9 protein-coding genes are annotated in these 14,344 nt (G+C 66.0%); 3 read left to right on the forward strand and 6 right to left on the reverse strand.

Annotation, left to right across the window (positions count from 1 at the left end; genetic code table 11):
* Window positions 1-70: 70 nt before the first annotated feature.
* Window positions 71-2,008 carry a purple acid phosphatase family protein gene (locus JF515_RS12410; RefSeq protein ID WP_203104755.1) on the reverse strand — a complete coding sequence of 646 codons (1,938 nt, stop codon included), beginning with the start codon at window positions 2,006-2,008 and terminating at the stop codon, window positions 71-73.
* Window positions 2,009-2,181: 173 nt separating this feature from the next.
* Here JF515_RS12410 and JF515_RS12415 point away from each other — a divergent pair, with 173 nt between their 5' ends.
* Window positions 2,182-4,095 carry an ATP-binding cassette domain-containing protein gene (locus JF515_RS12415; RefSeq protein WP_203104989.1) on the forward strand — a complete coding sequence of 638 codons (1,914 nt, stop codon included), beginning with the start codon at window positions 2,182-2,184 and terminating at the stop codon, window positions 4,093-4,095.
* 39 nt (window positions 4,096-4,134) lie between these two features.
* Complete coding sequence (locus JF515_RS12420; RefSeq protein WP_338015214.1) at window positions 4,135-5,478, forward strand: succinylglutamate desuccinylase/aspartoacylase family protein; 1,344 nt, start codon at window positions 4,135-4,137, stop codon at window positions 5,476-5,478.
* Window positions 5,479-5,576: 98 nt separating this feature from the next.
* Here the strand turns inward: JF515_RS12420 and JF515_RS12425 are convergent, their stop codons facing one another.
* Together JF515_RS12425 and JF515_RS12430 are read right to left on the reverse strand one after the other, a co-directional pair.
* Window positions 5,577-6,263, reverse strand: a complete 687-nt coding sequence (locus tag JF515_RS12425; RefSeq protein ID WP_238401044.1) for a TetR/AcrR family transcriptional regulator — start codon at window positions 6,261-6,263, stop codon at window positions 5,577-5,579.
* A gap of 332 nt (window positions 6,264-6,595) precedes the next feature.
* Window positions 6,596-8,512: an extracellular catalytic domain type 1 short-chain-length polyhydroxyalkanoate depolymerase gene (locus JF515_RS12430; protein WP_203104757.1), complete on the reverse strand. Its 1,917-nt coding sequence runs from the start codon at window positions 8,510-8,512 to the stop codon at window positions 6,596-6,598.
* A 209-nt stretch (window positions 8,513-8,721) separates the two neighbouring features.
* Between JF515_RS12430 and JF515_RS12435 the strand changes: the two genes are divergently transcribed.
* Window positions 8,722-10,338: a BCCT family transporter gene (locus tag JF515_RS12435; protein WP_203104758.1), complete on the forward strand. Its 1,617-nt coding sequence runs from the start codon at window positions 8,722-8,724 to the stop codon at window positions 10,336-10,338.
* A 117-nt stretch (window positions 10,339-10,455) separates the two neighbouring features.
* Here JF515_RS12435 and JF515_RS12440 read toward each other — a convergent pair whose 3' ends face one another.
* From JF515_RS12440 to pbpC, 3 genes are all read right to left on the reverse strand, one after another.
* Window positions 10,456-11,097 (reverse strand): SDR family oxidoreductase, encoded by a 642-nt coding sequence (locus tag JF515_RS12440; RefSeq protein ID WP_203104759.1) that lies wholly within the window; start codon window positions 11,095-11,097, stop codon window positions 10,456-10,458.
* A 228-nt stretch (window positions 11,098-11,325) separates the two neighbouring features.
* Window positions 11,326-11,847: a lipocalin family protein gene (locus JF515_RS12445; RefSeq protein ID WP_203104760.1), complete on the reverse strand. Its 522-nt coding sequence runs from the start codon at window positions 11,845-11,847 to the stop codon at window positions 11,326-11,328.
* Window positions 11,848-12,019: 172 nt separating this feature from the next.
* Entirely contained in the window at window positions 12,020-14,344 is a 2,325-nt protein-coding gene (gene pbpC / locus JF515_RS12450; RefSeq protein ID WP_338015215.1) for a penicillin-binding protein 1C, read from the reverse strand.

The raw sequence follows: 14,344 nt of genomic DNA on the forward strand, positions 1-14,344 counted from the left end.
GTCCACGCTTCAATTGTTCATCCGCGACAACCGCCTTCACGCGGCCCTTCCGGGCCGCGCGACGGCCACCTCAGTTGACGATCGAGAACTGGTCGAACAATTGCACCTCACCGTTCAGGTCGGCGGGGTCGAACACATAACTTTTCACCAGCCCGGTGTCGGTTTCGAGAATGGAAAACACGCTAAGGTCGTTGCTGGCCACGAACGGCAAATCCGGATAGCTGTCGTTCTCCCAGCTCATCGGACTGAACTCACTGGGCAGGGCCATGACACGTCCCTGGGGATCGCCATTGGGAGCATAGTCGTCGATGCTCCAGCGCGGGTTCGGACCCTTCACGTCGTCCCAGAAATCGGCGCCGCTGGAACGCACATCCTTGGTGTAGTTGCCGGTGTTGTCCTGGTAGTAGGCCCCGTAGCTATTGCCCACGTTGGAGCTTTCCAGATAGTGCATGCCTTCCACCTCGGCGCGATTCCAAAGATGGGAGTGGCCGATGTGTACCAGATCGACGCCGTTTTCGATCAGCAGTGGCTCGATGTCGCGGTACCAGACGTCTTCTTCCAGGGGGTACTGATAACGGACTTCGCTGAGAGCGGCGGAATCCAGACGCGGGCGCACCTGCTGCTGCCACTGCTCCGCGCTGATCGGGAACGGCAGTTCGGTGATGACTTCCTCGCCGTTTTCGACTTCCACCAGCTGCATCACCGGCTCGGCGAGCACCGGCACGGTGTTGTCGCCGAGGCCGAATACGCCCTGGTGCGCCATGACCACCTTGTAGCGGGCCTGCTTGAAGGCATCGCTTTGCAGCACCTCTTGCAGCCAACGGTACTGTTCCGACTCCTTGTCGAAACGCTCGAAGATGAACTCGCCAAACCCCCAGGCTTCCGGATTTTCCAGTTCACTCAGGGTTTCCACGAACTTGCTATTGCCGGTGCCGCTGACGCTCCAGGATCGCCAGATCCGCGAGACATTCATGGAGATCAGGAACACATCGCCGAACGCCACCGCGTAATAATCCTCGCCGGCGGGACCGTCGTCGGGGAAGCTGAACATTTCCCGGTAGCTTTCATGATTGTGGGAATGGTCTGCGATCCAGCGGGCTTTGATGTCCGCGTCGCCGCTGGGATTGACCTCGTCCTTGAGCTGCTCATAGGCGATGCCGGCGTACCAGCGCGGCTGCGGGTCACCGAACGCGCCGCCGAGGGTGTAATCGCTGTCGGCGCTACCGTCATGGGTATAGCGGCCCATCACCTCATGGTTGCCAATGGTGGCGAACAGCGGAACGTGCTGCAGAATCTCACCACCGGTGTAGGGGTAGCCGGGCAGGAATTCCTGATAGCGCCCCTGCAGGGTTGGGAAGAAGGCGGGCGCGTTGTCGGAGGCCTGATCGAACCACTCGGAGGCACGGTCGGGCACGTTGACCAGATCCCCGGCGAAGAACACCGCGTCCGGTCGGCCCACGGTCTCCACCACTTTCTGATAATTGGCGGCGGCGTTCTTTTTCAGTTGCAGATCGGAGGTGAGCAGAATCTTCAAGGGCTGGTTTTTCCCCGGCGCCGGCGCCAGCGAGAAGCTATCGCTGGTAAGGGTATGGCCGTTTTCGTCGGTACTGGATACGTGGTATTCCAGGCGCTCCCCCGGCGCCAGCCCGGCGGCGATGGCTTCATGGCGGTACACCGGTCGCTCCGTGATGCCTTCGTAGCTCTTGCCGAACTGCTTGGAGGAGGCGTCCTCCATCATGCGCGACATCTTGAAGGTGTCCGCCTCCGCGCTACGGCCATCGCCATAATGAAGCGTGTGCGCCTTGCCGGCGAAGCTGGTGAACCAGACCACGTGGACGGAATCGGCATCGGGCATTTGCAGGAAAGGATCGGTGATGAAGCGGTTTTCCTGATTCACCTCCACCGGCACCTCGGTGATTACCTCCACGCGCTCCTCATCATCGGAGCAACCAGACAGAGCCAGGGCGCCCGAAAGCGCCATCAGAACCGGCAAGAACGACCCGCGCATTATCCATTCTCCTGGAAATAAAAGACCGGGACATGCTGAAGGCGACACATGACAGAACCGTTGAGATTCGATGACGCCCCCGCGATTCCGTGCGCCGGTTCACAGCACCACTTCAAGGCCCGCAAGGTGTTACACTGGCGGCTTTCCCAATGACCGCGAATCGCGCCCATTACATGCCTCTTATTACCCTTCGTGATCTCGACCTCCATTACGGCGAGCAACCCTTGCTCGACAAGGTGAACCTGGCCATCGAACCCGGCGAGCGGCTGTGTCTGGTGGGCCGCAACGGCACCGGCAAGTCGACCCTGTTCAAGGTGCTCACCGGCGAGCAGCAGGCCGACGACGGCCAGATTGAGACCGCCCGCGAACTGACCGTGGCGCGCCTGGAACAGGAAGTCCCGGACGATCAGGATCACAGCGTCCATGACATGGTGGCCGGTGGCCTCGGCGAGCTGGGCGAGCTGCTCAACGAGCACGACCGCCTGAGCCGCGCCCTGGCCAACGGCGACGAAGACGCCATGGCGCGCTTCGAATCGCTCAACGACCAGATCGAGGCACGCGGCGCCTGGCAGCTGTTCCAGCGTGTGGAGACGGTGCTCTCCAAGCTCAAGCTGGACGGCGAGGTGGCCTTCGCCGGCCTCTCCGGGGGCATGAAGCGCCGCGTGCTGCTGGCCCGGGCCCTGGTGCGCGAGCCGGACATCCTGCTGCTCGACGAGCCCACCAACCACCTGGATCTGGACAGCATCCGCTGGCTGGAGAGCTTCCTGAAAAGCTACCCGGCGACCCTGGTGTTCATCTCCCACGACCGCGCCTTCATCCGCGCGCTGGCGACCCGCATCATCGAGCTGGACCGGGGCCATCTGACCAGCTGGCCCGGGGACTACGACAAGTACCTGGCCGGCAAACAGGCGGCGCTGGACAACGAGGAACGCGCCAACGCCGAGTTCGACAAGAAGCTGAGCCAGGAGGAGCGCTGGATACGCCAGGGCATCAAGGCCCGGCGCACCCGCAACGAAGGCCGCGTGCGCGCCCTCAAGAGCCTGCGCGAGCAGTTCGCCCAGCGCCGCAACCGCCAAGGCACCGCGGGCCTGGAAATCCAGCAGGGCGACAGCTCCGGCAAGGTGGTGATCGAGGCCGAGCACCTGGCCTGCGAACTGGGCGGCAAGCGTATCCTGGAGGATTTCTCGTTGACCGTGATGCGCGGCGACCGCATCGGTGTGCTGGGCCCCAATGGCTGTGGCAAGTCCACGTTGATCCGCCTGCTGCTGGGCCGGCTCGAGCCGGAACGGGGCACGGTAAAGTCGGGCACCCAGCTTCAGGTGGCTTACTTCGACCAACTGCGCGACACCCTGGACGGCGACAAGAGCGTGCTCGACAACCTGGCGGAAGGCTCCGACGTGGTGGAGATCAACGGTCGCAAGAAGCACGTCATGGGCTACCTGCAGGATTTCCTGTTCGAGCCGGCCCGGGCCCGCCAGCCGGTGCGCTCGCTGTCCGGCGGCGAGCGCAACCGGCTGCTGCTGGCCAAGCTGTTCACCCGGCCATTCAACCTGCTGGTGCTGGACGAACCGACCAACGACCTGGACGTGGAAACCCTGGAGCTGCTGGAAGAACAGCTGGTGAACTACCAGGGCACCCTGCTGCTGGTCAGCCATGACCGGGAATTCATCGACAATGTGGTTACCTCCACCCTGGTGTTCGAGGGCGACGGTGACCCCCGCGTCTATGTGGGCGGCTACCAGGACTGGCTACGGCAGCGTCCGGAACCGGCGCCGACGGAAAACGTCAAACCCGCCGCCGCGCCGCAAACGGAAAGCAAGGTAAAAAACACGCTGGCGCCCGCGCCGGAACAGGCCGGAGCCCGTAAGCTGACCTACAAGGAACAGCTCGAGCTGAAGGCGCTACCCGAGAAGATCGAAGCCCTGGAGGCCGAGCTTGACGCCGCCCAGGCGCGGCTTGCCGACCCGGACTTCTACAAGGGGCCGGCGCAGGACATCGCCGCCGCCCAGCGCCAGTTGCAGACGCTGGAGCAGGCGCTCAACGACCACTACGGCCGCTGGGAGGAACTGGACCAGCGACCGTCATAGCAGGCCCGGTGATCCCGGGCCGCGAGGAGGATGTGTTTCGTGCCCAGGCAACCGCTCAAGAACATCGCCATCACCCTCTCCCTGCTGGCTCTGGCCGCGCCACTGGCGGCCAATGAGAGTGAGGATGAGGATGGCCGCCACGTGGCCCCCGCCAGCGCCGACCAGGCGGCACCGCCCGCCGAGGACCCGGATGGCCCGCCGGCGCGCCGTGATGACCATCGCGCCGACGACAACCGTGACGGCGCCGAAAGCCACCCGGCCGCCACCGGCGAGACTGGCGCCGAGCCGGCCACGCCGCCGGCGCCGGACCCGGTGGCACCGCTGGAACTGCTCGGCCAGAGCGTGCCGGTGGGCACCTTCGACACCCTCTACTGGACTCCGGACCAGTCCTTCCGCTCCATCGCCACGCCGGTGCCGGTGCTGGTGGCCCACGGCACCCGGCCCGGCCCGCACCTGTGCCTGACCGCCGCCGTGCATGGCGACGAGTTGAACGGCATCGAAATGGTGCGCCGCCTGATGTACGAGCTCGAACCCGACGAACTGGCGGGCACCGTGGTGGGCGTGCCGATCGTCAACCTGGACGGCTTCCGCAACGGCTCGCGCTACCTGAGCGACCGCCGCGACCTGAACCGCTATTTCCCCGGCCGCAAGAACGGCAGCGCCGCCAGCCGGGTGGCGTATTCCCTGTTCGAGAACATCGTGCGCCATTGCGACTACCTGGTGGACTTGCACACCGGTTCCCAGAAGCGGGTCAACCAGCCGCAGCTGCGCGCCGACCTGGAAAATCCCCAGGTGGTGGCGTTCGCCAAGCATTTCGGTGGCATGACGGTGCTGCACAGCCCCTCCTCCAGCGGCATGCTGCGCGCCGCCGCCGTGGACCAGGGCATCGTCGCGGTGACCATGGAAGCCGGCGGCCCCAATCGTCTCGAGGACGACGCCGTGGACTACGGCGTGCAGGCCCTGGAAACGCTGCTGGAGAACCTGGACATGCGCAAGGCGAGCCGCTTCTGGGGCGCGCCGCAGCCGGTGTTCTATGAGTCTGAATGGATTCGGGCCGGCCAGGGCGGCATTCTGCTCTCCGAGGTGGAACTCAACGATCAGGTCAAGAAGGGCCAGATCCTGGGCACCGTCACCGACCCGATCAGCAATACCGGCAGCGCCATCATCGCCCCCTACGACGGGCGCGTGCTGGGCATGGCGGTGAACCAGGTGGTGCACGCCGGCTTCGCCGCCTACCGCATCGGCGAGGAGAAGAGCGCCGAGGAAGTGGAAGCCAAAGCGGAGCAGGCCCAGGAACAGGGCGATGCGGATGGCGACGACGAGAACACCGGTGCCGGCGCATCCGCCGAGGAATCGGACCGGCCCGACGGCGATACCGAATAGCAGCCTGGGTGCGGATCGCGGCTCAAGCGGTAAGCCGCCCGGGCGCTCCTACGGTACGTCTAACACTGCTGTAGGAGCGGCTTCAGCCGCGATGGCTTTCAGCCACGATCCGCCAGGGGCCCGCAAACACGCTCGAAGCCGGCCACCACGAACGGAATCATGCGGTCGTAGGCGGTCTGGAAGTCGTCGGAACGGCACAGGCCGCCGGACATGGCGTTGATGCGCCCGGTGTTGGCGAAGGTCAGGGTCATGGAGCCGGACATGAAGTGGTAGCACCAGTAAAGGTCGGCGCGCTCGGCCTTGGGCAGCACCCGCGCCAGGGCTTCCACGAAGGCTTCCATGGGGGCATCGAAGTGGCGGCTCATGAGCACCGGGCCCCACACCGGCGAGGTGTTCACGTAGGCGAGCAGCGCGCAGTAGTTACGCCAGCCCTGGTCCTCGCTTTCCTGGGCCATTTCCAGCGGTCGCAGATAGGCCTCGATGATGCGTTCCAGCGGCACCGGGGCCGGCTCGGCTTCGGCGCGGGCACGGTGGAGTTCTTCCAGGCGGTCGTCGTTGAGGATGCGGGCACGGCGTTGGAAGACGGTGTCGAAGAGCTGTTGCTTGGGGCCGAAGTAGTAGTTGATCAGGGCCACGTCCACGCCGGCTTCGCGGGCGATGGTGCGCAGGGTCACGCCGTCGTAGCCGTGGCGGGCGAACAGGCGTTCGGAGACATCGAGGATGGTGGCGCCACGGTCGCCGGCGCCGTCCCGGGCCCGGGGGCGACCCACGGTCTTTTTCGTCATGCGCGGATAGTACGCAAGCGCCGCTTGGACAACAAGCAACCCGGTCCTATGCGCGTCACCCTCCAGCCGGGGCGCGGTTCCGGGCCAGGCCCTTCCGGGAACGCCGCGAGTACGTCCCTGTAGGCTCCCTTTCGAACGTCCTGTTCTCAAGGGTCCCGGAAGGGCCTGGCCCGGAACCGCTTAGCAGTGATGTTCCACGTAACGGGGTTTATCCCGGCGCCAGGATGGAAGTTGTAGGAGCGACTTCAGTCGCGATGCCGATGCCCCCCTTTGATCGCGACTCAAGCGGAGCACCGCCCGGTCGCTCCTACGGACGACCCCGGCAGGAACGGTCAGGGGCAGGTGCCGACCTGCCAGGTGGCGCCGCCGTCGCTGCTGTACAGGGTGGTGTTGCCCCAGGTGGAGCCGGCCATGGGCTGGTCGCTGCCCTGGGCGAAGTAGTCCGGGGTCAGGTAATTGCCGGTGCTGTACGCGCGGCCGGCGGTCTTGTGGTAGTAGTTGTAGGCGCTTTCCTGCTGGCAGCCCGGTTGCGGGTCGCCGCCGCCGTTGTCGCCACCGTTGTCGCCACCATCGTCACCGCCATCATCACCGGCACAGGCCTGGACCGGACCGCTGCAACTGGCGTCGTCGTCCTGCCATTGGCATTGGTCGCCATTGGGCTGCTCGGTGAGTTTGAAGGTGGCGGTGCCGTATTCCAGGTAGCAGTTGGCGTAGTTGGTGTAGTCCAGGCGACCGGCGCTGATGTGCTGGTCCAGGGTGGCCACCTGGCCGGCGTCGATCTGGAAGTCGATCTGATCGTTGTCGGCGAGACCGCCCTGGTCCAGGGCTTCCACGCTGGCGCTGTTGGCGCCGCCGGGCAGGTCGCAGGCGCGGGCGCTGTAGTGCACGCCGTCCAGTTCAGCACTGACCGCGCCACTGGCGAAGGTCACCGTCACCGAGGCGAGATCCTGATTTTCGTCCACTACCTGACCGCTGACCGTGGCGCACTGGCCGTCCACGCTCACCGCGATGTCGCTGAGTACCGGGGCGCTGGGCGGCGGCGCCGGGCCCACCCGCACGGTGTCGATGGCCGGGTCGCTTTCGCCGCCGTCGTTGTCCTCGGCGGTGACCGCCACGGTGTAGAGATCGTCCACCAGGCTACCGCTGGTGGCCTGGAAGGCGCCGCCACCGTCCACGGTGGTGGTGAGGGTCTCGCCGCCGCCGGCCAGCCCTTCAATGACAATGGTGATGGCGGTGACGGTACCGTCTTCGTCATCGGCCTGGCCGCCGATCTGGATGGCGTCGCCGTTGGCGGCCAGGGTCAGGCCGTCGATGCTGGGCGCCAGGTTGCGATTCACCCTGGCGTTGTTCTGGCTGAAGAATTCGCCCAGGTAGCGAGCGTAGTTGATGCTGGCGCTGCCGATGTAGTTGCCGCTGGCGCCCTGGCCGCCGGACCAGGAGTGGTCCAGACCGTTGAGCCAGAGCATGGAGACGCGGCCATCCTGCCACAGGTATTCCTCGGCGGTGCCGCCGTCCTGGCTGATCACGGTGCTGCCGGACAGTTCGCTGACGCCGTACAGGCCGGCCATGCCTTCCGCGTTCTGGCGGTTGTAGCAGGTGTCCACGGTGGTATCCGCGTCGCCGTGGGCGATGGACGCCACCTGGGTGTCGAAGGCGCTCTGGTAGGCGCCGCCCAGGTTGCGGCAGCGGCTTTCCACGTTGGCCTGTTCGCAAACGCCGATGGCACCGCTGGAGCTGGTGCCCACGCTGGGGCCGGCGCTGACGCCGACACCGGCGAACACGTCCGGGGCCAGGCAGGCGGTGGTGTTGGCGAAGCTGGCGCCGGACGACAGGCCGGCGATATAGACCTGGTTGGGGTCGATGTCGCGGGCGCCGTCGCCGGACAGTTCATTGGCCAGGTCGATCAGGTTTTTATAGTCGCCGGCGCTGCGCGATTTGCTGCCCTGCCAGTAGGACCAGCAACTGAAACCGGCTTTGTTCATGGCGTCCGGCACCGCCACCACCATGCCGTATTCCTCGGCGGCTACTTCCAGGTTGGCGGTCTTGTAGGCGTTGATCGACTGGGTACAGCCGTGCAGCACGATCAGCAGCGCCTTGCCAGCGCCCACCGGTGAGTCGGTGTCGGGGGTGTAGAGATGGACATTGTTGAAGCCGCCCAGGGACAGATTGTCCTGCCAGCTACCGGCGTGAACCGGCGCCGCGACCAGGAACAGTGCCGCCGCGAGGGCGGTCAGGGCCTTCTTGATCATGATGTTCTCCCGTTTTTTGCGTTGTTGTTGTAGTCGGTTGCGTGATGGGTTGTTGTGATCGTTTTTTCATTATTCATCGACCGATGAATAAAAACTCTACAACCGATGAATAACCGGGGTCCAGTCATGGCGAGGGGTAAAAATGTATAATCTTTGAACAAACGCACAAACGGGGTAGCGCTGTGGTTCTCCGCTGGTAACCTTGCCGGATGCTGAAACGACACCGCGTGTATTTCATATCCGCCAGTTTGATGGCCCTCCTCGTGGCCCTCGGCGTGGCCGCTCCCCATTCCTTTCAGAGTGTCTCCGAGACGGTGCTCAATACCCTGGGGCACTACTTCGGCTGGTTCTATTTGATCAGCACCTTCGTGTTCGTGGTCTTCCTGCTGGGGCTGGCCATGAGCCGCTATGGCAAGATCCGTCTGGGGCCGCAAAACTCCGGGCCCGAGTACGGGGTGTTTTCCTGGTTGAGCATGCTGTTGTCCGCCGGCTTCGGCGTCGGCCTGGTGTTCTATGGCATGGCCGAACCGATCCAGCACCTCACCGAGCCGCCCCACGGCCTGGTCGAACCCGGCGGCGCCGAGGCCGCTACCCTGGCCATGCAGTACAGTTTTTTCCACTGGGGCATGAACCAGTGGGCGGCGTTCACCCTGGTGGGGCTGATCATCGCCTTCTTTCAGTTCCGCAAGGAACGCCCCGGCCTGGTGTCCACCATGGTGGAGCCGGCCACGGTGAACCTGCCGGGCCGCCAGGGTCTGTCCGATTCCCTGGACGTGCTGGCGGTGGTGGCCACGGTAATGGGGGTCGCCACCTCCCTGGGGCTGGGCATCCTGCAGATGAACGGCGGTTTGCATACGGTGTTCGGCTGGGCGGACAACTTCTGGACCAAGGCGGCGATTCTGGGGGCGATGTTCGTGTGCTACACGGCCTCGTCCTACAGTGGCCTGGACAAAGGCATCCGCCTGCTCAGCAACCTGAACATGGCCCTGTGCCTGGGCTTCATGGGCTACATGCTGTTCACTGGCCCGACGGTGCTGATCCTGGATAATTTCGTGAACGGCCTGGGCGCCTACCTGGGCAACTACATCGAGATGGCGCTCACCATCCCGCCCATGGAGGACCGGGACTGGATGAACCGCTTCACCCTGTTCTACTGGGCCTGGGTGATCGCCTGGTCACCGTTCGTGGGTACCTTCGTGGCACGCATCTCCAAGGGGCGCACCATCACCGAGTACGTGCTCGGCGTGCTGCTGGTGCCGCCGCTGCTGGCCTGCGCCTGGATCGCCGTGTTCGGCACCACCGCCCTGGACCTGCAGCTCAGCGGCGGCGTGGACCTGGCCGGGCCGGTGGCCGACGACGTGGCCAACGCCCTGTTCCAGATGTATCAGGCGCTGCCGTTCAGCACCTTCCTTTCCGGCATCACCATGCTGATCCTGTTCGTGTTCCTGGTCACCTCGGCGGACTCCGCCTCCTACATCGTCTCGCAGATGACCGACCACGGCTCTCTCGACCCGCCGCTCTACAAACGCCTGACCTGGGGCGTGCTGATTTCGGCGATCTGCTTGACCCTGATCGTGGCGAGCGGCCTGAAGGGGCTGCAATCCGCCAGTCTTCTGGCGGCGCTACCGTTCGCGGTGGTGTTGTTCCTGATGATGGGGGTGCTGATCTCGCAGCTGCGCGCCGACCGCCGCGCCATGCTGGTGGAGCTGTATCAACGCAACGCGGAAACTCCGGTGGGCGCCGATGTGTTCGAGGCGGACGACTTCACCGATCTGGTTCCCGAGCAACGCATCCGCCGCCGGCTCAACTTCAATCGCAAACCGTAAGCCAGGGGAGCGCGATTCGGCGTTTTGTTTTGTAGGAGCGACTTCAGTCGCGATTCACCGACGGTGCCAACTTCATCGCGACTAAAGTCGCTCCCACAACACTCCACGCAAGGCGGCCTACTCCAGTGAGGTCACCGCCTGATCGATGGCGGTGTCGCCGCTGATCAGGTCGAACTCCCGCTTGCTGCTGCCCGGGTGGTCGAGCACCGCCCGGATCACCGCCGCCACATCCTGGCGGGGGATCTCGCCGAACGCATCGATGCGCTCGGCCAGGCGAACCTTGCCGGTGCCCTCTTCCTCGGTAAGCCGACCCGGACGCACGATGGTGTAGTTGAGATGGCTGGCGCGCAGATGGTTGTCCGCCTTCTGCTTGGCGACGAAGTAATGGCGCATGCTTTCCGGCCCGCTGTCCGGATCGTCGGCGCGCATGGAACTGACGATCACGAAACGGGGCACGCCCATTTCCTGGGCCAGGTCGATCAGGTTGATGGCACCGTTCTGGTCCACGTCCACGGTCTTCTCCGGCCCGGTGTGCGCCCCGGAACCGGCGGTGAACACCACCGCGTCGCAGGTGATCAGCGCCGCCCGGCAATCGCCTTCCAGATCCGCCACCACCACCTCGTCGGCGCCCAGCTGGCGCAGTTCCCATTCCTGGGACGGGTCGCGCACCATGGCGCGGCACACATGGTCGCTGTCGCCCAACAGCTTCACCAGACGACGGCCAATCTTGCCGTTGGCCCCGGCAATCAGAACACGCATGGGGAGGTCTCCTCACAGCTCGACTTGGAACACGGCCTCAACCCTAGGCCCGCAAGCCGCAAGCCGCAAGCCGCAAGCCGCAAGCCGATGATGATGGCGGATGGGCCGTGCCTATCGAGAGACCGTCGCAAGTTACAAGTTACAAGTTGCCAGTTGAAATCGCATGATCGTCCGGCGAGATGGCAAGGTCCGTCCGCCGGCACGGTATCTTGTGGCTGGCGTTTTCCCTTACCAGCGCTGAGGCACACGCTGGATACTGTCGGTGTCGTAGCCCGCGTCGGCGGCGATCCGATAGAGCCGTTCCAGGGTGGCCTCGTCCGGGTTCGGCTGCCGGGCCATGATCCACAGATAGTCCCGTTTTTGCCGGCCGATGATGGTGGTCTGGTAGGCATTGTCCACGTACACCACCCGGAAATCCGCCCGCAACGGCCAGATGAACTGCATCTTCCAAACCGAGTTATCCGTCTCGCTGACGAAACCGGTGGGGGTCATGGTCTTGCGCTCGCCGTCGAAGCCGTCCTGGTTGAAACTGAAGGTCACGCCGATCTTGTCCGGCCCCAGCCGCTGGTAGCTTTCCACGGCGTTGTGGGCGCCCTTCTCCGGCGGCGTGGGAATGTTGGCGATCACGTACCAGTCGCCCATGAAACGGTCCAGATCCAGGTTCTTCGCCAGCGGAATCGGCGGCCGCTCCGGCTGGCTCAGGCAGGCGGCCAGCAACAGGGCGAACACTCCGATCAGGGCAAGGCGCATGGGGGTTCTCCAAATCGATAAGACAGTGCCCAAAGCCTGCCCGCCCCCCGGCCAAGAGCGCGTGAAAACGCCCTCCCCTTTCCCGCGACCGCTTCACCCACAAGCAGCGCTGGAGCCCACTACAAAGTCACGCGGGACGCTACCTCGAAGCATCGCGGTGTGGGCCCCAGCGTCAGTCGCCGAGCACCTTGAAGCGACGCCGCAGGCGGAAGCCCTGGTCGTCCACCAGGGTGAGGATGTGCCAGCCCGGGTCGGCGCGCAGGGCCCATTCATGGAAGTGTTCGGTCACGCCCAGGTAGTGATCGTCCAGGTGCCAGAACAGCCTCGCGCCGGCGCGCTCGTGGACCACCCGGAACACCGCCTGCCCGCGCTGCCCGCCCAGTTCCCGGGGAATGAAGAGGCCGGCGCCGGCGTGGGGATAGAGAATCGCCATGGGCGGGCTATGGTCCAGCTTCCGGGCCCCGGCCAGACAGTCCGAGCGCCAGGCCGGTAGCGGTCGGTAATCCGGGTGGTGCTGACGGTAGAACCAGGCCTGGGCCGGCGGCAGCACGAACCAGTCGCGGCTTTGCATCGCGGCCACCGCTTCGCAGCCACCGTGCACCCGCTGACCGTTAACGTCCACATGCACCCGGCGATGGTGCGGTGTCACCGTTTGAAAGTGGCTGTGCAAGGGCGCCAACGCGGTCTTCGCCGGACAGCGCCCACCGGCCAGGTAACCGTCGTCGGCGCACACCCGCACCTGCTTGAGATCGTTGAGTGGCGGTTCCGGGAACGGCGCCGGGCCCAGCAGGCTGAACACATCCAGCATCAGCGGCGCGGCGCTGTCGGCGCCGCCCAGGCGCGGCGCCGGCTCGCCATTACCGTTGCCCGCCCATACCCCCACCGTGTAGCGACCGTTGCTGCCGATTGCCCAGGCATCGCGCAGGCCATAGCTGGTGCCGGTTTTCCAGGCGATCGGCTGGCTGGACTGGTACAGCCGCCACTGGCGGGCGGTGCCGGGCCGGGCCACGTCGCGCAGCGCGTCCAGGGTCAGCCAGGCGGCGCCGGGGCTGAGCGCGAACGGCTCCGCCACCGGCGTGATGCCGGCCAGGCGGGTCACCGGCGCCGCCTGGCCGTCCCGGGCGGTGGCGATCAGACGCGCATAAATAGCGGTGAGCTGCTCCAGGGTGCCCTCGGCGCCGCCCAGCACCAGGGTCAGGCCGTAGTCGTCGGCGGAGCGGAACAGGGTGGTCATGCCCAGCTCGCGTAATTGATCGTGGAAGCGCCCCACGCCGTAGCGGCGCAGCAGGCGCACCGCCGGCACGTTCAACGAACGCGCCAGGGCCTCGTGGGCGGGCACCGCGCCACGGTATTGCCGATCGAAGTTCTCCGGGCTGTAGCCGCCATAGTTGGTGGGCAGGTCCGGGATCAGCGTGTCCGGCAGGATCAGGCCGGCATCGAGCATCAGGCCGTAGAGCAGCGGCTTGAGCACGCTGCCGGTGGAGCGCGGGCGGTTGGCGATGTCCACGGCGGCGCCGTAGGTGTCGGTATCGCCGTGCTGCACATTGCCCAGGTAGGCACGGGTTTCCAGATCGCGGTGGTCGATCACCACCACCGCCAGGTTGTGCACGCCCTGGCGGCCCAGGCGCCGGCCATGACGCTCCGCCAGCTCGCGCACCCGGCGCTGCAGGTTGGCGTCCAGGGTGGTGCGCAGCAGTGGCCCGCCGCCGTTGGCGCTGAGCGTGTCCAGCAGGCGCGGCGCCAGGGACGGCAGCGCATGGACCCGGGGCAAGGGTTCCAACCTGGCCAGGGCCAGGTCGTCGGCGTCCAGGTCGCCCTGCTGGTGCAAACGGGCCAGCAGCCGGTCGCGCTTGGCCCGCAGCCGGCCCCGGTCGCGACCCGGGTGGATCAGCGCCGGGCTGTTGGGCAGCACCGCCAGCAGCGCCGCCTCGGCCCAGCTCAAGGACTCCGGCGGGCGCCGGAAGTAACGCCAGGCGGCGGCGCGCAGGCCCACGGTGTTGCCACCGAAAGGGGCCCGGCTGGCGTACTCGATCAGAATCCGGTCCTTGCTGAGGTGCCATTCCAGACGCAGCGCCAGCCGTGCCTCGCGGAATTTCTCGGCCAGGGTGCGAGGCGGGTCGTGGTGCAGCAAGCGGGCCAGTTGCATGGTCAGGGTGGAACCACCGCTGACCACCCGACCGGCACGGACGTTGGCCAGCGCCGCCCGGCCGATGGCCAGAGGGTCCACGCCGGGGTGCTGGTCGAAGCGCCGGTCCTCGAAGGTGAGCAGCGCGCGCCGGTATTTGTCCGGCAAGGCGGTGACCGGGGCGAATCGCCACTGCTGGTCAGCGGCGATGCGCGCCGCCAGGGGCCGGCCATGGCGGTCCAGCATCAGGGTGGCGTAGTCCTCCCCGTCCAGGGTCGCCGGCAACGGCGTGAACTGCAGCCACCCCAGCACCACCAGGGCCGCCAGCAGCAACGCCGCGCCGGCCCGCCGAAGGCGACGCCGACGCTTCAC

The organism is Alloalcanivorax marinus (genome assembly GCF_016785095.1).
In the GTDB taxonomy this organism is placed as follows: Bacteria; Pseudomonadota; Gammaproteobacteria; order Pseudomonadales; family Alcanivoracaceae; genus Alloalcanivorax; species Alloalcanivorax marinus_A.

What these genes read in the sequence shown, in the direction of transcription:
- JF515_RS12435 (WP_203104758.1), top strand. Translation starts at nt 8,722, where the DNA reads ATGCTGAAACGACACCGCGTGTATTTCATATCCGCCAGTTTGATGGCC.
- JF515_RS12445 (WP_203104760.1), bottom strand. Translation starts at nt 11,847, where the DNA reads ATGCGCCTTGCCCTGATCGGAGTGTTCGCCCTGTTGCTGGCCGCCTGC.
- JF515_RS12410 (WP_203104755.1), bottom strand. Translation starts at nt 2,008, where the DNA reads ATGCGCGGGTCGTTCTTGCCGGTTCTGATGGCGCTTTCGGGCGCCCTG.
- JF515_RS12425 (WP_238401044.1), bottom strand. Translation starts at nt 6,263, where the DNA reads ATGACGAAAAAGACCGTGGGTCGCCCCCGGGCCCGGGACGGCGCCGGC.
- JF515_RS12430 (WP_203104757.1), bottom strand. Translation starts at nt 8,512, where the DNA reads ATGATCAAGAAGGCCCTGACCGCCCTCGCGGCGGCACTGTTCCTGGTC.
- JF515_RS12440 (WP_203104759.1), bottom strand. Translation starts at nt 11,097, where the DNA reads ATGCGTGTTCTGATTGCCGGGGCCAACGGCAAGATTGGCCGTCGTCTG.
- JF515_RS12415 (WP_203104989.1), top strand. Translation starts at nt 2,182, where the DNA reads ATGCCTCTTATTACCCTTCGTGATCTCGACCTCCATTACGGCGAGCAA.